The following is a 22,170-nucleotide window of genomic DNA, read 5'->3' as shown; positions in this document are numbered from 1 at the left end:
GCCGTGATCGATATCAGCCCCACCGTGATGCAGGTCCTCCTGCTCCTGGTCGTCGGCGGCCCGCTCGTGGGCGCCGCGGCCGCGCTCCTGCCCGCCCCGCCCGGGCTGAGGGGGAGCTCGCCCGGCCAGGCCGTGCTCCGCCACGGCGTGACCGTGACCGGCGTGGTCCTGCTCGCCACGATCGTCCTCGCGCTCGGCTTCGACCACGACCACCCGTCGACGATGCAGGCGACCACGGACGTCACCTGGATCCAGGCGCTGGACGTGCGGATCCACCTCGGTGTCGACGGCATCTCCCTCCCCCTCGTGGTCCTGACCGCGCTGCTCACCTTCCTGTGCGCGCTGTACAGCTACTTCAAGATGCCCTCGGGCCCGTCCCCGAAGGCCTTCGTCGCCCTGCTGCTCGTCCTGGAGTCCGGCACCCTGGCGACCTTCGCCGTCCTCGACCTGGTCCTGTTCTTCCTGGCCTTCGAGACGGTCCTCATCCCGATGTACTTCCTGATCGCCCGCTGGGGAGGCGCCGGCCGACAGGCCGCCGCCTGGAAGTTCATCCTCTACACGCTGCTCGGCTCCGTCGTGATGCTGCTCGGCCTCCTCCTCGTCGGCGTGCAGGCGGGCACCTTCGACATGGTGGCGCTGGCCGCCCAGAACGGCCGCGGACTCACCACCTCCGTCCAGATCACGGCCGTCCTCGCGATCGGCCTCGGGCTCGCCGTGAAGACCCCGATGTGGCCGCTGCACAGCTGGCTCCCGGACGCCCACACCGCCGCCCCGACCGTCGGCTCGGTGCTCCTCGCCGGTGTCCTGCTGAAGATGGGCACGTACGGGTTCGTGCGCATCGTGCTGCCGGTCGCCCCCGACGGCATGCGCGTCTTCGCCCCGTACCTCGCCGCCTTCGCCGTCGCCGGGATCATCTACGGATCGCTCGCCTGCCTCGCCCTCGCGAAGCCGGGCGGCAAGGGCGACCTCAAGCGCCTGATCGCGTACTCCTCCGTCGGGCACATGGGCTTCGTCCTCCTCGGCATCGCGACCATGACCCCCACCGGGGTCAACGGCGCCCTCTTCGCCAACATCGCCCACGGCCTCATCACCGGCCTCCTCTTCTTCCTGGTCGGCGCGCTCAAGGACCGCTACGGCACCGCCGACCTGGACACCCTCGCCGGGGCCACCGGCGCCGCCCTCTACGGCCGCGCCCCCCGCCTCGGCGGCCTCCTCGCGTTCGCCGCCGTCGCCTCCCTCGGCCTGCCCGGTCTCGCCGGGTTCTGGGGCGAGATGCTGGCCCTGTTCGGCGCCTTCGAACCGGCCGCGGGCCTCAGCCGGCCCGCGTTCCTCACCTTCATGGCGATCGGCGCCTTCGGCACCCTCCTCACCGCCGGCTATCTGCTCGTCGTCGTCCGCCGCGTCTGCATGGGCGGTCCCCGCCCGGCCGGCGAGGCCGCCCTCGCCGACGTCCAGGGCTACGAGCTGGCCGCCTGGACCCCGCTCGTCGCCCTCACCGTCCTCGCCGGACTGTGGCCCGCGGTCCTCCTCGGCCTCACCGACCCGGCCGTCCAGCAGCTCCTCGCGGGAGGCACCCAGTGACCGCCACGGCCGCAGCGCCCAGCCTCGTCCAGTCCGTCGACTGGCTCGCCATCGCGCCGCCGACCCTCACCGCGGCGGTCGCCGTCGCCGTGCTCGTGGCCGACCTGTTCGTCCCGGCCGCCCGCAGGCAGCTCCTCGGCTGGACGGCCGTCGCCGGCCTGGCCGCCTCGCTGCTGCTGCTCCTGCCGCTGCGCGGCGCCGACCGCTCGACCTTCTGCCTCACCGCCGACACCCAGGTGCGGGCCTGCAGCTACACCGTCGACCAGTTCACCCTGGTCATCCAGTTCCTGGTGCTGGCGGGCGCGCTGGTCACCGCGCTGCTGTCGCTCGCCGACACCCGGGACCGGCTGCCCGCAGGCGAGTACTGGTTCCTGCTGCTGTCCTCCGCGGCCGGCGCCGCCCTGCTGCCCGCCTCGCGCGACCTGGCGACGCTCGTGGTCGCCCTCGAAGTGGCCTCGCTGCCCGCGTTCGCGCTCGTCGGCCTCAGGCGCGGCGACCGCATGTCCAGCGAGTCCGCGCTCAAGTTCTTCCTCTCCTCGGTGACCGCCACGGCCGTCACCCTGCTCGGCGTCAGCTTCGTCTACGCGGCCACCGGCACCCTGCACCTCACCGAGGTGGCGCAGCGGCTCGGCGACGTGCCGGGCCAGCTGCAGACCCTCGCCCAGGCGGGCGTGGTGCTCACCCTGGTCGGCTTCGCCTTCAAGACGGCCGCCGTCCCCTTCCACTTCTGGGTGCCCGACACCTACGTCGGCGCCCCGCTGCCCGTCGCCGCCTACCTGTCCGTGGTCGGCAAGGCCGTCGGGTTCACCGGTCTCATCCTGGTGACCGTCGTCGCCTTCCCCTCCTACGCGGACGTCTGGGGCCCGGCGCTCGCCGCCCTCGCCGCGCTCACCATGACCGCCGGCAACGTGGCCGCCCTGCGGCAGGTCTCCACGCGCGCGTGGAGCGCGGTGCGCCTCCTCGCCTGGTCGTCCGTCGCCCAGGCCGGCTACCTCCTGGTGCCGATCGCGGCCGCCGCGTACTCCAGCGACGACCAGATCGGCGCGACCGTCGCCTACGCCCTGATGTACGCCGTCGTGAACCTCGGCGCCTTCGCGGTCGTCGCCGTGGTCGCCCGCACCCACCCGGAGGCCCGGATCTCCGACTTCCGCGGGCTGTACGCGACGAGCCCGGCGGCCGCGCTCGCGCTCGGCTTCTTCCTGCTCAATCTGGCGGGACTGCCCCCGGGTATCATCGGCCTCTTCGCCAAGGTGACCGTCTTCTCGACGGCCGTCGACGCCGGCCTCGGCTGGCTCGCCGTGATCATGGCCGTCAACGTCGTGATCGCCCTCTATTACTACCTGCGGTGGACGGCGCTGCTCTTCCGCGCGCCGCGGACCGCGCCCGAGGGCGAGCCGCGCACGTCCCGCGCCGGGGTCCCCGCCCCGATCACGCTGGCCGTCGCGCTCACCGCCGTCGCGGGCGTCGTGCTGTCGGGCTATCCGCAGTTCGCCCTCCGCTTCGCGGCGAACAGCCTCTTCTGACCCCCCCCACAGCGAGCACTGCAAGGAGCGGACCACCGTGCTGAACGGTTTCAAGGACTTCATACTTCGCGGGAACGTCGTCACCATGGCCATCGGTCTGGCCGTCGGCTCCGCGTTCACGGCCGTGGTCACCGGCTTCAGCAAGGCGTTCATCACCCCGCTCATCGGCCTGGCCACCGGCACGGTCGGCGACTTCAGCGAGGCCCGGTTCACCGTCGGCAAGACCGTCTTCCCGTACGGCCTGGCGATCGCCGCCGCCATAGCGTTCCTGATCACGGCCGGGGTCCTGTACTTCCTGATCGTCGTCCCCATGACGAAGATCCAGGCGCGGTTCGTCAAGGCGGCGGCGGCCGACCCCAAGTCGGAGAAGCGCGACTGCCCCCGCTGCTTCACCGAGATCCCGGCCATCGCCTCGCGCTGCGGCCACTGCACCAGCGAGGTCGAGCCGATCCCCGCCGCCCTGGAGAAGGCCGGCCTGGACCGGGTCGCGATCCCGGCGTCGCGCTAGGCGCGCTCGGGGGCCGTCGGACGGACCGGCCCGGGCCGGGTCCGTCCGTCCGACGGCCCTCACCCGTACGGCCCACACGGCACACCCCCGCCACCTGGGGAACCCGAGCTTCCCGCCTGGCGTTGACCAGGAGGGAAGGGTCCACTGGACGCGTAGCACCGCGTGGATCCCGACAGAGCGAAGGGTTCCCCTGCCGCACCACTTGGAGGGCGTACCGTGCACCGCCGGCACAACGGCCTGAGGACCGCGGTCCTCCTCGGAGGGCTCTCGGCCCTCATCATCGTCATCGGCAGCTTCTTCGGCCGTACGGGCCTGATCGTGGCGCTCGTCGTCGCGCTCGGCACCAACGCGTACGCGTACTGGAACAGCGACAAGCTGGCGCTGCGTGCCATGCGCGCCCGGCCGGTGAGCGAGTTCGAGGCCCCGGCGCTGTACCGGATGGTCCGCGAGCTCTCCACCCAGGCCCGCCAGCCCATGCCGCGGCTGTACATCTCGCCCACCCAGGCGCCCAACGCCTTCGCCACCGGGCGCAATCCCCGCAACGCCGCCGTGTGCTGCACCGAGGGCATCCTCGCGATCCTCGACGAGCGCGAGCTGCGCGGGGTCATCGGCCACGAGCTGAGCCACGTCTACAACCGGGACATCCTGATCTCCTCGGTCGCCGGCGCCCTCGCTTCGGTGATCATGTTCCTGGTGAACTTCGCCTGGCTGATCCCGGTCGGCCGGTCCAACGACGACGAGGGCCCCGGCCTGCTCGGCTATCTGCTGGTACTGATCCTCGGCCCCATCGCCGCCTCGGTCATCCAGCTCGCCATCTCCCGCTCCCGCGAGTACGAGGCCGACGCCTCGGGAGCGCAGCTCACCGGCGACCCGCTGGCCCTCGCCGACGCCCTGCGCAAGCTGGAGGCGGGCACCAAACAGCTCCCGCTCCCGCCGGAGCCCAGGATCGAGACCGCGAGCCACATGATGATCGCGAACCCCTTCCGGCCCGGACAGGGGATCTCGAAGATGTTCTCCACCCATCCGCCGATGGCCGAGCGCATCGCTCGGCTCGAACAGATGGCAGGTCGACGCCCGTGAAAACGATCCTGAACGTCATTTGGCTGATCCTGTGCGGATTCTGGATGTTCCTCGGCTACATGCTGGCCGGTCTCCTGCTCTGCATCACGATCATCGGCATCCCCTTCGGGCTCGCCGCCTTCCGTATCGGCCTCTACGCCCTGTGGCCCTTCGGGCACACGGTCGTCGACCGCCATGACGCGGGCGCGCCGTCCTGCGTCGGCAACGTGCTGTGGCTGGTCCTGGCCGGCTGGTGGCTGGCCCTCGGCCACATCACCACCGGCATCGTCCTCTGCATCACGATCATCGGCATCCCGCTGGGCATCGCCAACTTCAAGCTGATCCCGGTCTCGCTGCTGCCGCTGGGCAAGGAGATCGTCCGTACGGACGACGCGCACGCCATGTACGGCTACGCGGGCCGGTAGACCGCCGCCGCAGCGTCCCGCCGCGGCCCGTGTACGAGTCGTCCACGGCCCCGCCGCACCGTCGCCGCCGAGCGCTCCCCGGGACCGCCCCCGCCAGGCACCAGGCAGCAGGCCCGGCGCCACGCCGGGGGATCCGCGCCCGCGCGGGCGGCGCCCGGCCGCGCACCGGACGGCCCCGGCCGGCTCCCGGGAGTCCGTCGACCGCCTCAGGAGCGTGGGGCCGCCGGCCGTCCTCGGCTGACCGCGTACGCCACCACGCCGACCGCCAGGACCCCGGTCCCGGCCACCACGGCGGTCGGCGGCAGGGAGAACGCGAGCGCCGCGCAGCCGGCCAGCCCGAGCAGCGCCAGCGGCCGCTCCCGCCGGCCCAGGGTCCAGGCGGAGGCGTTGGCGACCGCGTAGTAGACCAGCACGCCGAAGGACGAGAAGCCGATCGCGCCCCGTACGTCCGCCGTGGCCGCCACCACGGCCACCACCGCGCCCACCGCGAGCTCCGCGCGGTGCGGCACCCGGAAACGCGGGTGCACGGCTGCCAGCGGAGCCGGCAGATAGCCGTCCCTGGCCATCGCGAGGGTGGTCCGGGACACCCCGAGGATCAGCGACAGCAGCGAGCCGAGCGCCGCCACGGCCGCCCCCACGGTGACCACGGGCACCAGCCAGTCCGCGCCCGCGGCCCGCGCCGCGTCCGCGAGCGGGGCGGAGGAGGAGGCCAGGCCCGCGGGCCCGAGGACACCCAGCACGCACACGGCGACGGCCGCGTAGACGACGAGCGCGATGCCGAGGGCGAGCGGCACTGCCCGCGGGATGGTCCGCTCCGGGTCGCGCACCTCCTCGCCGAGCGTCGCGATCCGCGCGTACCCGGCGAAGGCGAAGAACAGCAGTCCCGCCGCCTGCAGCACCCCGCCCGCGGGGGCGTCCCCGGCGAGCCCGAGCCGGTCCACCTGCCCGGCCCCGGCGGTCGTGACCACCACCGCGGCCAGCACGGCCAGGACGACGGCCACACCCACCCGGGTGAGCAGCGCCGACTTCTGCACGCCGCCGTAGTTGACGGCCGTCAGCGCCACGACGGCGGCGACCGCCACCGCGTGCGCGTGCGCCGGCCACACGTAGGACCCCACGGTCAGCGCCATCGCCGCGCACGAGGCCGTCTTCCCGACGACGAAGGCCCAGCCCGCGAGATGCCCCCAGAACGAACCCAGGCGCTCCCTGCCGTACACGTAGGTGCCGCCGGAGGCCGGATAGCGGGCGGCCAGCCGCGCCGACGCCATCGCGTTGCAGTAGGCGACGAACGCCGCCACCCCGAGCGCCGGCAGCAGGCCGGCCCCGGCCGCGTCGGCGGCGGGGCCGAGGGCCGCGAAGATCCCCGCGCCGACCATCGAGCCGAGCCCGATCACGACGGCGTCGAACACCCCGAGAGTGCGGCGCAGTTCCTGTGTCATGTGCCGCACATTAAGGGGTACGGCAACCGGGCGGGACCGCCGGGCGTCCTCCTGGGCATGAGCATCATCGGATGGATCGTTCTCGGCCTGCTCGCCGGCGTCATCGCCAAGATCCTGCTGCCGGGCCGCGACCCGGGCGGCCTGATCGGCACGACGGTCATCGGCGTCGTCGGCGCGTTCCTCGGGGGCTGGCTGTCGGCCCGCTTCCTGGACCGCCCGGTCACGGCGGACTTCTACGACGGGGCCACCTGGCTCTCGGCGATCGGCGGCTCCCTGGTGCTGCTGATCGCGTACCGCATAGTCTTCGGCCACTCACGCGAGCGCTGAGACCGGGTCAGAGCCCCGTCTCGCGCAGGGTGATGTTCAGCCGTCCGTCGAGTCCGAGCCCGGGCGCGGCGGTGCCCGCGTACACCCTCGGCACCCCGTGGAAGGCCAGGCGCGACGGACCGCCGAAGACGAACAGGTCCCCGGAGGCCAACTCCACGTCGGTGTAGGGGCGTCCGCGGTTCTCCGTGTTCCCGAGCCGGAAGACGCAGGTGTCGCCGAGGCTCAGCGACACGACGGGGGCGGGCGACCGCTCCTCCCGGTCCTGGTGCATGCCCATCCGGGCGCCGTCCGCGTAGAAGTTCACGAGCGCGGTGTCCGGCGCGAAACCGCCGTGCTCCCCGTAGGCCTCGACGAGCGCCGCCCGTCCGAGCTCGGCCAGCCAGGGGGGCAGTTCGGCGCGGATGTGCTCCTCCCCGAGATAGCGGTACGGCTCCCAGCGCCGCCCCAGACAGAGCGAACGCACCGACATCACGCCGCCGCCGGGCAGCACGGTGTGCTCGTACGCGACCGGGCCGCGCCCGAACTCCCGGCACGCGGCGACCAGTTCCCGCTGCCGATCGAACGACAGCCACCCCGGCACGTGCACCGCGCCGGGCGCCGGCACGGACCGCTCGCGCGGGAACAGCCCCTCGCTCACCCGGGCACTCCCCCCAGAGCCCCTTCGAGCCCGAGCAGCCGCTCCTTGCGGTCGAGGCCGGCCGCGTAGCCGCGCAGGCTCCCGTCGGCCCCGATCACCCGGTGGCAGGGCCGCACCACGAGCAGCGGATTGCGCCCGATGGCGGTGCCCACGGCCCGCACCCCGGCGCCGGGGGAGCCGACCCGGCGGGCGATGTCCCCGTACGAGACGGTCGTGCCGTACGGGATCTCCTCCAGCGCGCGCCAGACCCTGCGCTGGAAGTCGGTGCCGGTCTCCGCGAACGGGATGTCGAACGCCCTGCGCCGTCCGGCGAAGTACGCGTCGAGCTGCTCGGCGATCCCGGCGAAGGCCGCATCCGCGCGGACCCAGCCCTCCTCGACGACGGCGCCGCCCTTCTGGCCCTCCAGGGACAGCGACCGCAGCACGACGTGACCCCCGTCGGCAGCCTGCCCCACCAGGAGCAGGGCGCCGAGGGGGCTGTTCACGTGGGTGTGGAGAGTGCGCGTCATGCGTTCCAGTGTGCGAGCCCGGAGGGGGTCGGGGCTGGCGGTTTTCGGACGCGGGGCTCGACGGTCTAGCGGTAGTTCACGAACTGCAGCGCGAAGTCGAAGTCCTTGCCCTTGAGCAGCGCGATGATCTCCTGCAGGTCGTCCCGGCTCTTCGAGCTGACGCGCAGCTCGTCGCCCTGCACCTGCGCCTTGACGCCCTTGGGGCCCTCGTCGCGGATGACCTTGGCGACCTTCTTCGCGTTCTCCTGGGAGATGCCCTCCTGGATGGAGGCGAAGAGCTTGTACTCCTTGCCGGACAGCTGCGGCTCGCCCTCCACGTCCAGCACCTTCAGCGAGATGCCCCGCTTGATCAGCTTGGACTGGAAGATGTCGAGGATCGCCTTGACCCGCTCCTCGCCGCTCGCCTGCATGAGGATCTTCTCGCCCGACCAGGCGATGGAGGCGTTGGTGCCCTTGAAGTCGTAGCGCTGCGTGATCTCCTTGGCGGCCTGGTTGAGGGCGTTGTCGACCTCCTGCCGCTCGACCTTGGAGACGATGTCGAAACTGGAGTCGGCCATGAGGTGAGGCTCCTTGCTCGGATCCGTATGGGTGCAGCACAAAGCGTAGCCACCCGCACCGCCGCCGACCCGTGATCAATCCGGTGGCGGAGCACCCCCGGGGATCAGGTATTGTTTACGTCGTTGCCAGGGAGCACCGCCGAAAAGCGGCTCCGAGGCAGCGATCCCATGGCGGTGTGCCCGAGTGGCCAATGGGAGCGGACTGTAAATCCGTCGGCTTAGCCTACCCAGGTTCGAATCCTGGCGCCGCCACGCGATAGAGACGGCCCCTGATCTGCGGAAACGCGATCAGGGGCCGTCTTGTTAAGTTTGGACCCGAGGCGCGAACTGTCTCGCTGTATCCCGCCGAATCCCGGGGTCTACCAGCGGTTGTGGACGAGACGTGGACGAGATTCCCGGGGCCTACCTGCTGCTGCGACCGACAGGGTGCCTCACGGCGCGGCGCGGTGCTGGTTCAGCCGGGCGGAGATCTTCGCGTTGGCAGCGTCGTCGCCGCCCTTGAGGAACTTCGCGTAGACCCGGAAGAGGACAGCCATGGAGTGCCCGGCCCGCTGCGCGACCAGCTGAGGCTCCACCCCGGAGCTGAGCCAAGTCGAGACGGCGGCGTGACGAAGGTCATACGGCCGTTTAGCCAGCTTCGATTCCTGTTCGGTCGCGGTGAGGGTGTCCTCTCGGGCGTTCGCCCAGACCTCCCCGTAGCCGCTCTCCTGAACCATCCCGCCCCGGGCGGTCCGGAAGATCCGGCCGTCGTGGTGAGTGCCGTGCACGGTGACGTGCCACCGGAGCATGGAGACCAGCTCGGGCGGGATGGGCACGTGCCGGACCGCCTTCCGCGTGCGGTGCTTCAGCCCCCGCCGGTCGTGGGCTTCACCGGTGTCCGTCCAGGAGCTGCCGGAACGGGCCCGGCTCTCGCGGAGCCGGACGAGCCCCCAGCCTCGCCGCGGCAGGTCGAAATCCTGCAGCCGGATGCCGACCAGCTCGCCGGGACGGGCGCCGGCGTAGTAGATGCACCCGAAGAACGCCTCCAGGTGCCGCCCACGGCCGCCCTGCTTCCGTACGGCCGACAGGAGTGCGGCGACCTGCTCCGGGTCCGGCACGGCTTCGGGGTCCACTTCCTCCTCGACCTTCTCGGGCGCCTTCCACTTGATCGCCGCCATAGGGTTCTCGGCCAGCAGCTCGGCATCCACGGCAAGACCGAGGGCCTGATGGAAGATGGCCCGCTTGCGGGCGATGACCGACCCGGACGACGTCTTCCCGTCCAGCCGGCGGGCGCAGGCGTCTAGGGCTCGACGGACGAGCATCCGATCGGCCAGGCTCGACGTCGGAACCGACTTCCGCTCGACCCAGGCGAGGTGCGCTGCGACGTCCTCGGGCATCTCCTCCTTCCAGCGGTTCACGTTGAAGCCCCAGGTGTAGAGCGATCGGCGGACGGCCTTGTAGTCGGCCATCCCCTTCGTGTCCTTCAGCAGCGCCAGCGTCACGGTGGCCATGGCCTCGGCGAGGTTCCGGCGGGTGGAGGCGGGGGAGTGGTCCCACTTCATCTCCACGTAGTTCCTCGCGTGCTGGTACCAGGAGATGTCCTTGGCCTTCTGGACCATCGACTTCGGCAGGCCGCTCTCCGTGTCCCACGGCTCGCCTTCGCGGGTCGCGGTGATGAACTGCGCCCGTCGGCTCTCGGCGAGCCCGAGCGTCAGGAAGGACTCGGAGAACGGCTTGGTGCCGACCTGCCAACGGAGCTGGTACGGCTTGCGGTAGGGCCGCTTGCGGATGCTCCAGATCCGAACGGTGTAGCTCCAGTCGGTCATGCGGTCTCCAGCTCGTTCAGAAAGGCGTCCAGGGCGCTGCGGCGCACCCGCAGGTGCCCGTTGGGCAGGCGCTTGACCTCGGGGCCGTAGCCGCGGTTGCGCCAGCGGTACCAGGTGGCTCGGGTGATGCCGATCTCGGCCAGGACGTCGGTCAGGGGCAGCAGCTCGTCGGTGGGCGGACGGCGGCGGGTGATGCGGGCCATCGGGTCCCCTCCTCGGGGCGAAAAAGTTGGCGTGACATTGCGATGAGTCGCGACTCATCGCGCACAGAGGCCGTTGGGCGGGGGCGTGTGCACGATGAGTCGCGACTCTCAGGAATGTGGATCCGACGCGTTGAGCGTGATTCCGGTGTAGGTGGTGACCTGTCGGCCGTAGGCGTCCCGGGGCCGGGTGCGGCGGAGCTGGGGGACGACGGAGAGGAGATTGCGGCCGAAGAGCTGCTTCGTGCCGATCGACTTCACGCCGTTGTCCTCGGCCCACTCCCGCCACGCGGCCCAGAGGACGTCCACGGGGACCTCGCGAGTCGGGCCGGTGGCGCAGCGCTCGCGAACGAACGCGCTCGTCGGCGAGGCGGTGTCCTGCATGGTCACGACCGCGTCCTGCGAGGACGCCGGCTCGGTGATCCGGCCCGTTCGCTCCAGGCGGGCCAGGCCGTCGAGGGCCCAGTTGATGATCCCGGGCATCTCGGCGGCGAGCTTGTCGGTGAGCCCGGTGTCTTCCTTGCCGAGCCACGAGACGGTCATGTTGAGCACGATGAACCGCCGGGCGATCACGCCGGAGGAGTCGCCGAAGTTCGGCAGCTCGTTGGTGAGGATCATGAGCCGAGTGGGCAGCTTGCCGGTCCAGGGCTCGCGATACTTCCGGTCGATATCGATGGTGTCCTCGCCGGAGATGGTGAGCAGCCGCTCGACCACCTGTCCGCCGTCGCCGGACAGCCGGGCGTCGGAGATGACCGCGAGCGGCTTGCCCACGAGAGTGGACAGCCCGAAGTTCGTCCCGAGGCCGGCGAGGGTGGGGCCGGCCAAGTTCTCCTTGCCGACCAGCTCCTTCAGGATGCGGGCGATGGTGCCCTTCCCGGAGCGGGACGGCCCCTTCATCAGCAGGATCTTCTGCTGGTCGGTGCGGCCGGAGAGCACGTAGCCGAACCACTCCTGGAGCGCGGCGATGGACTCGCGGTCGTCCGGCCAGATCCCGCGCAGGAACGTCTCCCAGGCGGGCGCGGTGGCGTCCGGGTCGTAGTTGTACGGAACGGAGACGAGGTTGAAGAAGCCGGGGCGGTGGGGCAGCAGCTCGCGGTCCCGGATGCGCAGCAGCCCGTTCTGGCAGGCGACGATCGGGCTGCTGTCGTGCTGGCCGCGCTCGCCGTCGATCCAGGACGGCGCGTCGGTGTCGCTGGGCAGGAGGGTGATCGCGCCGAGCGCGTCGAGCAGATTGCTGATCTTCGTCTTGGTCGGTGCCCACTCCCGCACCTCCGGGAAGCCGTTCTTGTCCTCGCCGGCGGTGAAGGTGGCGTGCTCCAGCCGCTTGTAGAGCCCGGCCCGCATCTGCTGCTCGTCGTACTCGCGCCAGCAGGTGCCGTTCCACCACATCCAGGACCCGCGCCACCGGCGCAGCCGCAGGTGCCCGTCCGGGGTGTGCCAGTCGGGGACGATGCGGCGTGCAACGGCGAGCGGGTTGGCGGGGGAGGGCATCTCCTCGGCGGCGGTCACGCGACCGCTCCCAGGGCCGTGTGGAGCCCGTTGCTGACGCAGCGGCGGGCGTACGGCTCGGGCACGCCGACGGACACGGCGGCGCCCACGATGTCCTCGCCCATGGCCTCCAGGCCGCACGGGCCGGGGCAGTCGGCGTGCTGCTTGGCGAGGAACGCGGCGGCGCCGTACGCGGCCGTCCCGGCGCCCTTGTCGGGGTGCGCCCTGACGTGGTCGACGCTCCGCGCTACGCCGTTGCGGACGTAGAGCTCGGTGTGGCGGCACCCGGTGCCCACGCTCCGGTCCCACCGGGCGCGCGTCAGGGACGAAGAGTCCACTCCCCTGGCGGGGCGGGTGGTCTCTTCCCTCTCGACCAGCGCGAGGACGACCGGCGGCAGGGGCGCGAGGGCGCCGGTGCCGGGGCCGAGCCAGCGGGCGTAGGACATGCGGGACTTGATGTCGACCCCGGGCCGGACGTGGTTGGCGGAGCGCATCGTGCCCCGGTAGAGCCAGTGCTCGCCGCGGTCGGTCGGGACGGTGCGGGTTGGGGGCAGGGTGGCGCGGGCCCACTTGATGGCTTCGGCGTCGTCCAGGTCGACCACGGTCAGTCCGGCGCCGGCGGGGTGGTAGGCGACCTCGGCCGCGGTGCGCCATCCGGCGGCCCACGGCGGGGAGGACAGGACGTGGGGGTCGGCGGTGGCGGCGGCCCATCCGTGGCAGGTGGAAGGGCACATGCAGGGGCCGGGGGTCTTCATGTTCGGCCGGCCGCCGCAGACGTTGTCGTGGCAGGCGGGGCAGTTGCCGAACGGGACCTTCTGCCCCTGGAGCGGCAGCACCGGCACGCCACGGGCGGCCAGCCATAGGGCGAGGGGGAGGTAGCCGGTCCGGGCGTCTCGCCGGATCGGGATGGCATGGGTCATGCCGCCACCCCCAGCCGGGCCTGGTCGAGGAACGCGACGCCGAGCCACTGGCTGAAGGCCGGGGGGATGGCCTCGGTCAGCTCCTCGCGGACATCGGTCCAGGTGATGCCCATGGCGTTCTGGAGTTCCGGCACGGTGGGCTTGCCCCCGCCGTTGCCGTACGGGGCGACGTAGGGACCGTCGTGGTACTCGCCGTGTCGCCACCCGCGCACGCGGCCCCGATGCTTGGGGTGGGCGGGCCTGGCGGCCGTCCAGCGGCCCAGTTCGAAGTTCCGGTGTCGCAGGACGCCGAGGGAGAACATCTCTCCGCACAGGGAGATGTCCTTGCGGATCTCGGCGCGGCCGTTGGGCTGCTCGATGACGTACGGCAGGCCGGAGGCGTCGAGGAGATCACGGGTCGGAGCGACCAGGTCGACGTGGGTCCCGCCCCATCCCTTCGAGCGGTTCGTGCCCACGCTCAGGGTGCACTTGGCCTGGCACGGCGGGGACGAGTGGACGAACGCATACCGCTGGATCTCCCGCGACGCGATAAGCGTGGCCAGGTGCTCCAGCGCGTCGGCCTGGATGAAGGCGAAGGGGTAGTGGGGGCGGGGCCGGATGTCGACGCCGACGACGTCGAACCCGGCTCGGTGGTAGCCCATGGCGGCTCCGCCGGCGCAGCAGAAGAGATCCAGCAGCAGCGGCCGGGCGCCGTGCTCTCGCCGGATCGGGGCGGGATGGGTCATGCTGGGGTCTCCAGTTCTGTAGAAGGTGCTGGTAGCGAGGGCGGCCCCGGACTTTGGCGAGACGGGGGCCGCCCTCCGCGTACCTAGAGGTGGTTCTCGATCCAGGTGGCGTACTGCCGGCGGACGTAGCCGCGGGGGCCGCAGACGTCGGTCACGCCGTCGACTTCCAGGAGCCGCTGTGCGGCCTGGTCGGCGGCCTCGTTGGCGTCGCTCTGGGCCGGGGCGGCGTCGTCGCCGAGGGCGATGCGGTCCAGGAGCGCGGCCTTGCGCAGCCAGAACTCCCGGTCGAGCAGGGCGAAGGTGGGGCGGCCGATGGCGGCGTTGGCGGTCCAGCCGATCTCGCTGATGATGCTGGGGGCCTTGGCGTATGCCTGGTCGGGCGTGGGCCAGTCATCGGCTGTGGGGCGGTGGTCGGCGGTGACGTAAAGGCGGGTGCGCTGTCCGTCGCGGGTGGGGTGCTCGCGTACGGAGCCGGTGGTGAAGGCGCCGGCGAGGGCGGTTGTGACGCGGTCGGTGTCGTTGGGGTCGCAGATGATCCGGATCTCGAACACAGTTGTTCCTCTTGGGGCTAGAAGGGCGGTTCGGCGCTGTAGCCGTTCGGGTGGCGGCGCGGGAGCGGGAGGAGGACCCAGCGCCGGTTCTCGTCCCAGCAGGGGCACGGGTCGCACTCCCACCCGGTCCAGGCGTCTTCGCTGGTCTCGTAGTCGCCGTAGTCCCGGCCGCACCAGCCGTCGCCCTCGCAGTTCGGGCAGTCGGGGCGGGGGGTGTCGGTGAGGACGAGGGCGGGGCGGGGCCACGTGGTGCGGTGAATGCGCGGTCGCACGGGGCGTCTCCTCAGAGGTTGGGGATGGCGTCGAGGACGGCGTTGGCGAGGTTGTTGATGGGCTCGGCGGCGCCGGTGGAGGCGAGGAAGAAGCCGAAGCCGGCGGCGATGAACGCGGATCCGTAGCCGAGGGTGTTGGAGCGCAAGAGGAAGAACAGGACGAGCCCGAACAGGGCGACCAGGGAGACGGTCACGGCCATCGTGAGAACTCCTTTGACGGGTGGTTCGGGTGGCTAGGTAGGCTGCGCGGGCCCCGGGTGCTCGCAAGCTCGGGGACATGGACCGGTGGTCGTGCTGGCGAGCCCTTGCCTGAGGGCGAGTCCCCGGTAGGGGGCGACCACCGGTCCCACGACGCTGTTCAGCGGGTGCCGGCGCGGTAGGTGGCGGTGGCGCGGTTGTAGAGCCAGCGGCCGACGCGTATGCGCTTGCCGGTGGTCTGACAGCGGTGGCAGTCCTTGCCGCGCTTGGGGCGTCCCTTGCGGTCGGTCTTGAGCGCGTAGCCCAAGCCGCGGCACTTGCGGCAGTCCCCGAACGGCGACGCCATGCACTTCGCTATGTAACCGAGGGTGACGGCGAGTAGGCAGGTGATGGCGAGCAGGGCGGGGGTCATGAAGGGCCCTCCCAGGCGGTTTCCAGGGGTTTTCGCAGGTGGGCCGCTATCCGCTAGCAGCCTGATCAGGGGCGGTTTCGGGTGCTAGCGGGGCCGCTATCGATAGCGGGGGTCGGCGCTATCGATAGCGACCCCGGACGGTCATCCCGCGTCCCGCTTTCCGTTACGCTGCGCGATCGTGTCGGCGATGTGGGCGCGGTGGATGCCGCGCTTGTTGGTGAACTTGCCGTCGATGCGGCGGCCGACCTGGACGGTGGAGATGCCGTGCGGCTTGAGCGCGGCGGCGAGCGCGTCCGGCTCCCACCCCTCGTAGACGTCGGGACGCAGCTCGGCGAGCCGGGCCACGACCGTCTCGGACCACACCTTGGCCTCGGCGGCGGGGACGACGGCGAGGATGTCGGCGAGCAGGTCGTAGGCCGGGCCGGTCACCACCTCAGCCTCCTCACCCACGGCGTAGCCGGTCAGCAGTCCCGCCTTCTCCCGGGCGGCGCGGGCGCGGGCGCCGATGGCCTCGGCCCCGGGAGCGTCGACGTACACGGAGGAGACGATCCGGGCGTCCGCCCCCTCACCGACGAAGTAGTGGATCCCCTTGTCGCCCCAGGCGAACATCGTGGCCCGGACGCCGCGCTTGTACGCGGAGGTGCCCAGGACCATGTCGTTCTCGGTCTGGCCCATGACCTTCAGGCACCAGCGGGCGCCGGCGTTCGCCGAGATCCCCGTGGGCAGCGACTTGGCGTCGGGCCGCTGGGTGGCGAGCAGCAGCACGATCCCGGTGGCGGGGCCGCGCTTGACCAGGTCGGTGGCGATCTCCTCGAACTCCTTGCCGTGCTCCGGGTGCTCGAAGAGAACCTGGCACTCGTCGACACCCACGACGATCGGGTGCAGCCCCAGCGACCGCTTGTCCGCAAGCTGGCTGGTCACCTTGGATTCCGGGCAGATGTCCCGGGGCAGGGAGCGGATCACCTTCGTCCGGCGCCGCAGTTCCTCGCGCAGCGCCCGGAAGTCGGCCAGCGCGTACTGGATGGATTCGTCGTCGTCGCCGGCGGCGTGCCGGTGGGAGACGGCGTTGCCGACCGGGTCGAGGTCGCCGGTGCCTTTCATGTCGTACGTGTGGACCTCGGCCCGCGGGTCGAGCGCGGCGATGAGCAGCAGCAGCCGCAGGAGGAACGTCTTGCCCATGCGGGGGATCGCGCCGATCACTCCGGCGATGTACATCAGGGTGACCTCGACCCAGCGTCCGCGCTGGTCGGTGCCGTAAGCGACGGGCTTGAACAGGTCGACGGACCCGGACTTCGCCAGCGGCCACGCGGGCTTTTTCGCCTGGTTCATGTCCTGGTCGCCCACCCACAGCACCAGCCGTCCGGTGTGCTCGTTCGGCACCGCCTCGGGCCACACGCAGCCGAGCGGACGGCGCAGACCCGAGGCGAGACGCTCGCGGCGCTCGATGATGTCGGTGACCGTGACGCCGAAGGGGAGGTTGCCCTCGGCGCGCCAGCCGGGGCCGTCGCGGGTGATCGGGGCGGTGAACTCGAACCCGTCCCGGCCCTTGCCCTGCGCCTGGTTGATCGCGGGGATGCCGAGGGCGCCGAGGGCGCGCAGCACGATGTCCGAGGTGAGCTTGGTGGCCTTCGGGAGCTCGACCGCGCGGTGGATGACCGGGGCGTCGGCCTTGCGGCCGGCGGCGCCGAGGGCGAGCACGACCGTTCCCACCGAGACGGCCTGGACCCAGCCCGGGGCGAGGACGTAGATGGCGAGCGCGGTGATGAGCCCCAGGAACGCGGCGAGGGCGGCGACCATCATGCGCAGCTTCACGCGGCTGTCGCGCTGCGCGGACAGCCGCAGGTACTCGGCCGCGTCCTCGCGGCGGACGGCGGCGGCGCGGACCGGTTCACCCTCGCGGTCGGCCACCCACCGCATCGTGCCCCCGACGAACCGGGCCGCCCCGGTCGGCGACTGGAGCGCAAGGCGGGCGGCGTAGATCGGGGCGCGCAGGGCGTGGTAGCCGGCGGTGTGGGCGTAGTGGCGGGCCACCCACCCAGCGGCCGTACGCAGTTCAGAGGTAGACCGCAGCCAGATGGGGATCACGTCCCGGCGCTTGGCCCCGGCCAGTCGCCCCAGGTAGCCCGGACCGGTTGCGACCGGCGTCGGCAGGTCGACCAACGGCCGCTCGCCCTCCAGCTCGGTCGGGTCGACCACGGCGGGCGTGGTGGTGTCGCGGGCGGCGCGGGCCTTGTCCAGGTCGACCACCTCGGCCCCGCTGTCGGCGGCCATCTCCGCTTCCAGACGGTTGAACAGTTCGTTGTCGTCGTCGGGGTGCTTCACTGAAGTGCTTCCTCTCTGCAGGGGAGGGAACAAGGGCCCGGGGCGGTCGGGATGCTTGGCGGCTGTCGGCCGCCCCGGGGCACAGCTACTTGCGGCGGTTCTTCGCGCTCTTCTCGGCGCGGTCGCGGGCGCCGTCGATGATCCGGTCGATCCGGCGCTCCAGGTCGCCCTGGTAGACGGTCTCGCTCGCGATCGACCGCTTCGCCATGCGGGCGACGTTCCACGCGATGCGGGCGTGCTCGCCGGCGGTGAGCTTGGGGTAGTTCGGGTCCGGCTGCTCGTTCCTCTTGCTGGCCACGACTCGGTCCCTTCTGGTGCCGGGGCTGTCCCGGCTCCCCGCCCACCCCCACGTCGGTGGGGGTGGACAGGCAGCCGTCAGCGACGGCGCTTGCGGGCCCGGCGGAGGGTCTTGGCCGCGGCCTTACCGTCAGGGCCCCCGATCGACTTCACGACCGTGTGGACGCCCCAGGCGAGGACCGCGGCGAGGAACGCGAGCAGGGCCAGGTTCGCGGCGATCGCCGTCAGGACGCCGACCAGCAGGGGGCCGAAGTAGACCCCGGCGGCGACCGTTCCGGCGCCGATCCCGGAGCCGAGCGCGATGCGCTGCACGGTGCGGTCGGGTGGCGCCTGGTGGATGTGCTGGTGGACCACCTGCGGAACGGCCGACCGCTCGAACGCCGCGGGGAGCTGGTCACTGTAGGCGTAGGTGCCGTCCGGGAGCTGCACGACCCGGACGGGCTCGGGGAGGTTCGTCATGATGCCTCCAGGTCGAAGAGGGCGAACTCGTCGCCGGTGTCTTGAGTGGCGGCACGGTTGGCGATGCGGCGGGCCGCCGAGTAGCAGGCGGGGCACCATGCCCGGAGTGCGGCGACGGGCAACCGGGCGGCGGCCAGCGTGCTTGTGAGCGGGTCGGGCGGTGCGGCCACGAGGTGGACCGGGCCGCGGGTCTTGCTGGCGTGGTGATCGTGCTCGCGAGGGCAGCGACCGTCGCCCTTGGCGTGCGTGCTGCCGCACTGGCCGGTGCACTGGCAGCGGTAGCCGGCCGCTTCCATGACCGGCCGCCACACGCCAGCCGCAACGAGGGGTTCGCTCATGCCGCGGCCTCCCGTTCGCCCTTGAGCGTGTCGCGCAGCCACCGGCCGTTCGCCGGGGATGTGCGCAGGGACTTGCGGATCCGGTCGGCCGTCAGATGCTCGACCGGCCACGACTCCGTGAACTGCCTCGCCTCGGCCAGCAGCTCGTCTTTCGTACGGCGCGGCTGAGTCGACTTGGCGGCCTCGGGAACCCGGCGGGTCACTCGACGCGGGGTCGACTGCTCGGCAGCGACCGCCCGGACCACGGCCGGACCGGCCGACTCCATCAGTCCCTCGGAGGGCGGCGGGGTGGACTCTTCCGACTCGACCAGGTCGCAGACGTCGCGGTGGTCGACCGGTGCAGGCTCCAGGGCCGGTACCGGCTGCTCAGAGGTAGACCGTTCCATGGCGATCTGGGGCGATTCCTCCCCATTTGAGGGATGGATCGGTCGGGTAGACCGGTCGACCTCCAGCTCCACCGAGACCACGTCCGCCACGTCGACCGGTCCGGCCGGAGACTCGGCGGCGGTCGGGGCGGCGGGGAGCGCATACATGGCCGACAGGGCCGCCTCGGCGCCCTCGGTGAGCTGAGCGCGCTGAACATCGAGCAGCCGCTCACCCAGGGCGAGGTCGCCCGTGCCGACCTTCCGCGCGAGCTTCCAGGACTCAAGGTCCGACTTTCGCCGGACCTTCTCGTCGGGGTGGTTCGCGGCCCGCGCCCGGTGATATGCCAAGGCCTGGACGACCTCGGCGGCCCGCCGCTCCGCCTCGGCGTCACGGCCGTCGCGGTAGACCACGATCCGGCGGGCCAGGAACGCGGCGCCCTCGGCGGACGCGGTCATACCCAGCGGCGTCAGGGCGTAGATGACGATCTCGCCCGGGGTCCTGGCGGCCATCGCCGACATGGCGGACGCGGCGGTGGGAAGAGCCCACAGCCCCGCCCGGATCACGACCGGCGCGGACTGCCCCAGCAGCGTGAGGCCGAGCAGCACGATCGCGAGGACGGCGGTGGCGCCCTCGCCGGCCGCAACCGCACCGACCGCCGTGCCGGAGCCGTAGGCGGCCGTGATGTTGGTGTAGGTGCCGTACGCGCCGGCGCCGCCGGTGGCGAGCATCGGGACGAACGCGAGACCGAGCACCACCTTTTGCACCTGGCTGAGCGGCTTGCCGGTGGGGTTCACCGCAACCACCCCCGCTTCTTCGGCTCCTCGCGGAAGGTGGCGTAGTCGCCCGGCGGGTACACGTAGTTGCTCAGCGCGCCCTCGGCCGCGACGGCGGCCGCGCCGAGGACGGAGACGCCGGCGGCCGCCACGGTGGAGTGGTCGGCGGCGACGTCGGCGAGCCCGGACGCGGCCTGTGTCGCGCGGCGCGCCAGGTTCGGCGTGCCTTCCGGGTCGGTCATGCTGCTGATCGCGTAATCGCGGATCCGGTCGCGGAGGCCCATCAGGCCACCGCCCCGGCACCGGCGCGGTTCGTCAGGGCAGCGCGCGCCGCCATGACCCGCCTGCGGGCCCGGCGGATGCGCTGGTGGTCCAGCGTCGTGGCCGGACGGTCGATGGTCATGATCTGCGCGTCGAGCAGGTCGACCTCCGCCAGGATCAGCGGCATCTCCCGCTCGATCGCGGCCAGCTCCGCGCCCGACGGCTCACCGTCGAACGCGACGGCCGTAACGGCCGTCTGAAGTGCAGCGATGGGCTTCATTGGGTGTGTTCCTTCCAGACAGGAACGGCCCGAACCGAGCCCCCGGCGTCCTACCGCCGGGGGCTCACGCCGTTGGAACCAGGACTTCCGGCTCCCCTCGGCCCCGCCCGTACAGGCACCCCATGAAGGGGCCCCGGACGGGCGGAGGAGGCAACCGGCCGCAGCCGAGTCGGCCGCGGAGAGGTTGAGCGCGCGGACCTGTGCCGCGCCGGCCGCCTTGTTGCGCCTAAGGACAGGCGGCGAACCCTCATCACGCTGTTCAGTTCTCAAGCAACGGGCGCTTCCTTCGGGGCCGTTTCACGGGCCCTCCGGGCACTGGGAGCAGCCCAAAGAAGGCCCCTCCACGCTCGCTGTCCTGGGACTGCAGAGCGGTTGAGAAGACTGTGGCGCACAGTCCCGGGACTGTCAACAGTCCTGGGACTGTGTTTGACTGGACTCAGTCGAGAGGAGTTCGCGTGGCACCGAAGTGGCGGGAACTGGCGGACAAGCTGGCCGAGAAGATCAGGAACGGGGACTACGCCCCTGGCCAGCAGCTTCCGCAGATCCGTGACCTGGTCGAGGCGGGTGAGGGGTCGAAGACGACCGTCCACGCGGCCTACAAGGCGCTGGAGGCCGAGGGTCTGGTGACCTCATCCCGTGGGCACGGCACCGTCGTGCGGGAGCGTGCGCCCCTCAAGCGGCTGGGTATTGCCCGATATGACAAGGCGAAGTGGCGCGACGGCGATGAGGTCGCGTTCATCGCGGACCGGGTCGCGTCCGGGCGCGCGTACAAGCGTGGCGAGCAGACACAGACGGTCAGCCGCATCACGGCGCCTCCCGCCGTCGCTGCGGCACATGGGCTTCCCGAGGGCGCCGAGGTCTACGCACGGGCCCGCCTGGTCAAGGAGGGCGACCAGCCGACGCATACCCTGACCAGCTACTACCGGCCGGAGCACGTCGAGGGAACGCGGATCGTCGATCCGACCCCAGGGCCCGCCGGCCGAGGTGGTGGCTTCCGTGTGCTGTATGACGCCGGGTACGAGATCGACCACATGCGGGAGGAGCTGTTCGCCCGAGCGGCCAAGCCGGAGGAGGCGGAACAGCTCAAGCTCCTGCCGGGGGAGTGGGTTGTGGAACTCCATCGGACCACGTACACGGCTGACGGCACGGTCGTGGAGTTCGCCATCGGTGTCCACGCCGCGACGCGATTCGCGTGGGCTTACGACTTCAAGGTCCCGGACTCGACGGCAGAGGAGAGCAAGTGATTTCCGCGCAGAACTGGGCCGACGCCCAAAAGTTGTGGGACTTTCAGCAGATGGGCCACGAACCGCGCCCCTGCTCGGTGGGCATCGGGCTCGGCAGCCACGATCTCGGCGTGGCGGACGCCACGGTCGACCTGTACCGCCGCGGCATGTTCCCTCTGATTGTCTTCACCGGCGCCACGAGCCGGACCACACAGGGGCGGATGCCCAAGGGTGAGGCGCAGCACTACTGGCAGCGGGCGGTGGAGTTGGGGGTGCCGACGTCCGCGATCCTGGTCGAGCCGAACGCCCGGAATACGGGCGAGAACATCCAATTCTGCCGAGCCCTGCTCGACGAGAAGGGGGTGGACGTCGCGTCGATTCTTCTCGTCAGCAAACCGTACGAAGAGCGGCGAGCGTACGCGACGGCCCGCAAGATCTGGCCCGAGGTCGACGTCGTAAGTGCCTCCACGGGCATGAAACTGGAGGAGTATGTCGACTCGATCGGGGACGCCCACCTAGTGCTGGACATGCTTGTCGGCGCCCAGCAGCGCCTGCTGATTTACCCGGAGCGCGGCTTCACAATCGCTCAGGAGGTGCCGGATCGCGTGCTGTCGGCCTACGGCCGTCTTCGGTGCGCGGGGTTCACCAGTCGCCTCATTCCGGAGTAGCAGGCCCTGCAGCACACGAGCCGATGGTAACCCTGAGAAAAACCGCC

General features: G+C 71.6%; 28 protein-coding genes and 1 tRNA gene. 9 read left to right on the top strand and 20 right to left on the bottom strand.

What is annotated here, in order from left to right; genetic code table 11:
• The first annotated feature begins 27 nt into the window (after positions 1-27).
• From ACGF1Z_RS17995 to ACGF1Z_RS17975, 5 genes are all read left to right on the top strand, one after another.
• Entirely contained in the window at positions 28-1,581 is a 1,554-nt protein-coding gene (locus tag ACGF1Z_RS17995) for a NuoM family protein (RefSeq protein WP_393005652.1), read from the top strand.
• Complete coding sequence (locus tag ACGF1Z_RS17990) at positions 1,578-3,104, top strand: NADH-quinone oxidoreductase subunit N (RefSeq protein WP_393004933.1); 1,527 nt, start codon at positions 1,578-1,580, stop codon at positions 3,102-3,104. Before ACGF1Z_RS17995 ends, ACGF1Z_RS17990 begins: the two co-directional genes overlap by 4 nt.
• A gap of 37 nt (positions 3,105-3,141) precedes the next feature.
• A complete protein-coding gene (locus tag ACGF1Z_RS17985) occupies positions 3,142-3,612 on the top strand; it encodes an MscL family protein (protein WP_393004931.1) in 471 nt (156 codons plus the stop codon).
• 216 nt (positions 3,613-3,828) lie between these two features.
• Positions 3,829-4,692 carry a zinc metalloprotease HtpX gene (gene htpX / locus ACGF1Z_RS17980; protein ID WP_393004929.1) on the top strand — a complete coding sequence of 288 codons (864 nt, stop codon included), beginning with the start codon at positions 3,829-3,831 and terminating at the stop codon, positions 4,690-4,692.
• The gene (locus ACGF1Z_RS17975; RefSeq protein WP_393004927.1) at positions 4,689-5,096 is read left to right on the top strand and encodes a YccF domain-containing protein; all 408 of its coding nucleotides are present in this window, start codon (positions 4,689-4,691) and stop codon (positions 5,094-5,096) included. Before htpX ends, ACGF1Z_RS17975 begins: the two co-directional genes overlap by 4 nt.
• A 206-nt stretch (positions 5,097-5,302) precedes the next feature.
• Here ACGF1Z_RS17975 and ACGF1Z_RS17970 read toward each other — a convergent pair whose 3' ends face one another.
• Positions 5,303-6,535 (bottom strand): APC family permease, encoded by a 1,233-nt coding sequence (locus tag ACGF1Z_RS17970; protein ID WP_393004925.1) that lies wholly within the window; start codon positions 6,533-6,535, stop codon positions 5,303-5,305.
• Positions 6,536-6,592: 57 nt separating this feature from the next.
• On the opposite strand from ACGF1Z_RS17970, the gene ACGF1Z_RS17965 reads away from it, so the two are divergent.
• On the top strand, positions 6,593-6,862 hold the full coding sequence (locus tag ACGF1Z_RS17965; RefSeq protein ID WP_376635305.1) for a GlsB/YeaQ/YmgE family stress response membrane protein: 270 nt from the start codon (positions 6,593-6,595) through the stop codon (positions 6,860-6,862).
• 7 nt (positions 6,863-6,869) lie between these two features.
• On the opposite strand, the gene ACGF1Z_RS17960 is transcribed toward ACGF1Z_RS17965, so the two are convergent.
• The 3 genes from ACGF1Z_RS17960 to ACGF1Z_RS17950 all read right to left on the bottom strand — a co-directional run bounded on the left by ACGF1Z_RS17960 (position 6,870) and on the right by ACGF1Z_RS17950 (position 8,565).
• Complete coding sequence (locus ACGF1Z_RS17960; protein ID WP_393004922.1) at positions 6,870-7,499, bottom strand: alpha-ketoglutarate-dependent dioxygenase AlkB family protein; 630 nt, start codon at positions 7,497-7,499, stop codon at positions 6,870-6,872.
• The gene (locus ACGF1Z_RS17955; protein ID WP_393004920.1) at positions 7,496-8,008 is read right to left on the bottom strand and encodes a methylated-DNA--[protein]-cysteine S-methyltransferase; all 513 of its coding nucleotides are present in this window, start codon (positions 8,006-8,008) and stop codon (positions 7,496-7,498) included. Before ACGF1Z_RS17955 ends, ACGF1Z_RS17960 begins: the two co-directional genes overlap by 4 nt.
• Before the next feature lie 65 nt (positions 8,009-8,073).
• Positions 8,074-8,565 (bottom strand): YajQ family cyclic di-GMP-binding protein, encoded by a 492-nt coding sequence (locus ACGF1Z_RS17950; protein WP_376635310.1) that lies wholly within the window; start codon positions 8,563-8,565, stop codon positions 8,074-8,076.
• A 170-nt stretch (positions 8,566-8,735) separates the two neighbouring features.
• Between ACGF1Z_RS17950 and ACGF1Z_RS17945 the strand changes: the two genes are divergently transcribed.
• A tRNA-Tyr gene (locus tag ACGF1Z_RS17945) sits at positions 8,736-8,817 on the top strand.
• 179 nt (positions 8,818-8,996) lie between these two features.
• Here ACGF1Z_RS17945 and ACGF1Z_RS17940 read toward each other — a convergent pair.
• The 16 genes from ACGF1Z_RS17940 to ACGF1Z_RS17865 all read right to left on the bottom strand — a co-directional run bounded on the left by ACGF1Z_RS17940 (position 8,997) and on the right by ACGF1Z_RS17865 (position 20,232).
• A complete protein-coding gene (locus ACGF1Z_RS17940; RefSeq protein WP_393004918.1) occupies positions 8,997-10,370 on the bottom strand; it encodes a tyrosine-type recombinase/integrase in 1,374 nt (457 codons plus the stop codon).
• Complete coding sequence (locus ACGF1Z_RS17935; RefSeq protein ID WP_393004916.1) at positions 10,367-10,573, bottom strand: helix-turn-helix transcriptional regulator; 207 nt, start codon at positions 10,571-10,573, stop codon at positions 10,367-10,369. Before ACGF1Z_RS17935 ends, ACGF1Z_RS17940 begins: the two co-directional genes overlap by 4 nt.
• Positions 10,574-10,681: 108 nt before the next feature.
• Positions 10,682-12,079 carry a phage/plasmid primase, P4 family gene (locus ACGF1Z_RS17930; protein WP_393004914.1) on the bottom strand — a complete coding sequence of 466 codons (1,398 nt, stop codon included), beginning with the start codon at positions 12,077-12,079 and terminating at the stop codon, positions 10,682-10,684.
• On the bottom strand, positions 12,076-12,978 hold the full coding sequence (locus tag ACGF1Z_RS17925; protein WP_393004912.1) for a bifunctional DNA primase/polymerase: 903 nt from the start codon (positions 12,976-12,978) through the stop codon (positions 12,076-12,078). Before ACGF1Z_RS17925 ends, ACGF1Z_RS17930 begins: the two co-directional genes overlap by 4 nt.
• The gene (locus tag ACGF1Z_RS17920; protein ID WP_393004910.1) at positions 12,975-13,703 is read right to left on the bottom strand and encodes a DNA methylase; all 729 of its coding nucleotides are present in this window, start codon (positions 13,701-13,703) and stop codon (positions 12,975-12,977) included. The genes ACGF1Z_RS17925 and ACGF1Z_RS17920 overlap by 4 nt, the downstream gene beginning before the upstream one ends.
• 83 nt (positions 13,704-13,786) lie before the next feature.
• Positions 13,787-14,254 carry a hypothetical protein gene (locus ACGF1Z_RS17915; RefSeq protein ID WP_393004908.1) on the bottom strand — a complete coding sequence of 156 codons (468 nt, stop codon included), beginning with the start codon at positions 14,252-14,254 and terminating at the stop codon, positions 13,787-13,789.
• A 17-nt stretch (positions 14,255-14,271) separates the two neighbouring features.
• Entirely contained in the window at positions 14,272-14,526 is a 255-nt protein-coding gene (locus tag ACGF1Z_RS17910; protein ID WP_393004906.1) for a hypothetical protein, read from the bottom strand.
• An 11-nt stretch (positions 14,527-14,537) separates the two neighbouring features.
• Positions 14,538-14,726, bottom strand: coding sequence for a hypothetical protein (locus ACGF1Z_RS17905; RefSeq protein ID WP_393004904.1), 189 nt, complete (start codon positions 14,724-14,726; stop codon positions 14,538-14,540).
• A 158-nt stretch (positions 14,727-14,884) separates the two neighbouring features.
• On the bottom strand, positions 14,885-15,136 hold the full coding sequence (locus ACGF1Z_RS17900; RefSeq protein ID WP_393004902.1) for a hypothetical protein: 252 nt from the start codon (positions 15,134-15,136) through the stop codon (positions 14,885-14,887).
• A gap of 141 nt (positions 15,137-15,277) precedes the next feature.
• Positions 15,278-17,458, bottom strand: a complete 2,181-nt coding sequence (locus tag ACGF1Z_RS17895; protein ID WP_393004900.1) for a cell division protein FtsK — start codon at positions 17,456-17,458, stop codon at positions 15,278-15,280.
• A gap of 85 nt (positions 17,459-17,543) precedes the next feature.
• Complete coding sequence (locus ACGF1Z_RS17890; protein WP_393004898.1) at positions 17,544-17,756, bottom strand: DUF6257 family protein; 213 nt, start codon at positions 17,754-17,756, stop codon at positions 17,544-17,546.
• A gap of 77 nt (positions 17,757-17,833) precedes the next feature.
• A complete protein-coding gene (locus ACGF1Z_RS17885) occupies positions 17,834-18,214 on the bottom strand; it encodes a DUF6251 family protein (protein ID WP_393004896.1) in 381 nt (126 codons plus the stop codon).
• Complete coding sequence (locus tag ACGF1Z_RS17880; protein WP_393004894.1) at positions 18,211-18,552, bottom strand: hypothetical protein; 342 nt, start codon at positions 18,550-18,552, stop codon at positions 18,211-18,213. The genes ACGF1Z_RS17885 and ACGF1Z_RS17880 overlap by 4 nt, the downstream gene beginning before the upstream one ends.
• Positions 18,549-19,712 (bottom strand): conjugal transfer protein, encoded by a 1,164-nt coding sequence (locus tag ACGF1Z_RS17875; protein ID WP_393005650.1) that lies wholly within the window; start codon positions 19,710-19,712, stop codon positions 18,549-18,551. The genes ACGF1Z_RS17880 and ACGF1Z_RS17875 overlap by 4 nt, the downstream gene beginning before the upstream one ends.
• On the bottom strand, positions 19,709-19,933 hold the full coding sequence (locus ACGF1Z_RS17870; RefSeq protein WP_393004892.1) for a hypothetical protein: 225 nt from the start codon (positions 19,931-19,933) through the stop codon (positions 19,709-19,711). The genes ACGF1Z_RS17875 and ACGF1Z_RS17870 overlap by 4 nt, the downstream gene beginning before the upstream one ends.
• Before the next feature lie 41 nt (positions 19,934-19,974).
• Positions 19,975-20,232 carry a DUF6284 family protein gene (locus ACGF1Z_RS17865; RefSeq protein ID WP_393004890.1) on the bottom strand — a complete coding sequence of 86 codons (258 nt, stop codon included), beginning with the start codon at positions 20,230-20,232 and terminating at the stop codon, positions 19,975-19,977.
• A 455-nt stretch (positions 20,233-20,687) separates the two neighbouring features.
• Here ACGF1Z_RS17865 and ACGF1Z_RS17860 point away from each other — a divergent pair, with 455 nt between their 5' ends.
• Both ACGF1Z_RS17860 and ACGF1Z_RS17855 read left to right on the top strand, forming a co-directional pair.
• On the top strand, positions 20,688-21,476 hold the full coding sequence (locus tag ACGF1Z_RS17860) for a GntR family transcriptional regulator (RefSeq protein WP_393004888.1): 789 nt from the start codon (positions 20,688-20,690) through the stop codon (positions 21,474-21,476).
• The gene (locus tag ACGF1Z_RS17855) at positions 21,473-22,123 is read left to right on the top strand and encodes a YdcF family protein (protein ID WP_393004886.1); all 651 of its coding nucleotides are present in this window, start codon (positions 21,473-21,475) and stop codon (positions 22,121-22,123) included. Before ACGF1Z_RS17860 ends, ACGF1Z_RS17855 begins: the two co-directional genes overlap by 4 nt.
• Positions 22,124-22,170 lie beyond the last annotated feature (47 nt).

The sequence above is a fragment of the Streptomyces sp. NPDC048018 genome, assembly GCF_043202995.1.
Taxonomy (GTDB): Bacteria; Actinomycetota; Actinomycetes; order Streptomycetales; family Streptomycetaceae; genus Streptomyces.
This window is presented reverse-complemented; position numbering and strand designations above follow the sequence as displayed.

Coding starts and splice junctions, on each gene's coding strand:
- ACGF1Z_RS17965 (WP_376635305.1), top strand. CDS start 6,593: ATGAGCATCATCGGATGGATCGTTCTCGGCCTGCTCGCCGGCGTCATC.
- ACGF1Z_RS17900 (WP_393004902.1), bottom strand. CDS start 15,136: ATGACCCCCGCCCTGCTCGCCATCACCTGCCTACTCGCCGTCACCCTC.
- ACGF1Z_RS17970 (WP_393004925.1), bottom strand. CDS start 6,535: ATGACACAGGAACTGCGCCGCACTCTCGGGGTGTTCGACGCCGTCGTG.
- ACGF1Z_RS17870 (WP_393004892.1), bottom strand. CDS start 19,933: ATGACCGACCCGGAAGGCACGCCGAACCTGGCGCGCCGCGCGACACAG.
- ACGF1Z_RS17935 (WP_393004916.1), bottom strand. CDS start 10,573: ATGGCCCGCATCACCCGCCGCCGTCCGCCCACCGACGAGCTGCTGCCC.
- ACGF1Z_RS17865 (WP_393004890.1), bottom strand. CDS start 20,232: ATGAAGCCCATCGCTGCACTTCAGACGGCCGTTACGGCCGTCGCGTTC.
- ACGF1Z_RS17885 (WP_393004896.1), bottom strand. CDS start 18,214: ATGACGAACCTCCCCGAGCCCGTCCGGGTCGTGCAGCTCCCGGACGGC.
- ACGF1Z_RS17950 (WP_376635310.1), bottom strand. CDS start 8,565: ATGGCCGACTCCAGTTTCGACATCGTCTCCAAGGTCGAGCGGCAGGAG.
- ACGF1Z_RS17955 (WP_393004920.1), bottom strand. CDS start 8,008: ATGACGCGCACTCTCCACACCCACGTGAACAGCCCCCTCGGCGCCCTG.
- ACGF1Z_RS17880 (WP_393004894.1), bottom strand. CDS start 18,552: ATGAGCGAACCCCTCGTTGCGGCTGGCGTGTGGCGGCCGGTCATGGAA.
- ACGF1Z_RS17920 (WP_393004910.1), bottom strand. CDS start 13,703: ATGACCCATCCCGCCCCGATCCGGCGAGAGCACGGCGCCCGGCCGCTG.
- ACGF1Z_RS17940 (WP_393004918.1), bottom strand. CDS start 10,370: ATGACCGACTGGAGCTACACCGTTCGGATCTGGAGCATCCGCAAGCGG.
- ACGF1Z_RS17995 (WP_393005652.1), top strand. CDS start 28: ATGCAGGTCCTCCTGCTCCTGGTCGTCGGCGGCCCGCTCGTGGGCGCC.
- ACGF1Z_RS17925 (WP_393004912.1), bottom strand. CDS start 12,978: ATGACCCATGCCATCCCGATCCGGCGAGACGCCCGGACCGGCTACCTC.
- ACGF1Z_RS17905 (WP_393004904.1), bottom strand. CDS start 14,726: ATGGCCGTGACCGTCTCCCTGGTCGCCCTGTTCGGGCTCGTCCTGTTC.